Raw genomic sequence first — 556 nt, forward strand, 5'->3', positions numbered from 1 at the left:
CCCTGCACACCTTCCGATCCTGGCGCCGCCGCGTGTGGCGCCTTCTTCTGCTGCTGCTTCTTCTGACTGCCGATGGAAATCTTCGACACCCTGTCGCGCGACTTCAATAATTCCAGCACCTGGCTGGAGATCGCCGTGCTCGCGGCCTGCATCGCCCTGGCCTACCTGGCCAGCCGCGCGGTGGGGCGCCAGCAGCCGGCCGATTCGGTGTGGTTCGGGCGGCGCACCGTCGATGGGCTGATGTTCCCGCTGCTCTCGCTGGCGCTGGTGTATGCGGCGCGCGTGGGCGTGGAGCATTACCAGCCGGTGTTCCTGCTGCGCGTGGCGGTGCCGGTGCTGACCTCGCTGGTGCTGATCCGCTTCTTCGCGCGGGTGCTGACGGCGGCTTTCCCACGCTCGGCGGCCATGCGGCTGGTCGAGCGCATCGTCTCGTGGGTGGCCTGGGGCGTGGCCGTGCTGTGGATCGTGGGGCTGCTGCCGCTGGTGCGCCAGGAGCTGGCCGACATCACCATCAGCTTCGGCAAGTCGCAGGTCAGCCTGCTCATGCTGCTGCAGG

The 556-nt window shown here is 68.5% G+C and carries 1 pseudogene; it reads left to right on the plus strand.

Features of this window, described 5'->3' with window-relative positions:
* Nucleotides 1-72: 72 nt before the first annotated feature.
* Nucleotides 73-556, plus strand: a pseudogene (locus tag AC27IQ_RS26885) (mechanosensitive ion channel protein); the annotation flags it as partial.

Source organism: Acidovorax sp. KPB24-07 (assembly GCF_057543315.1).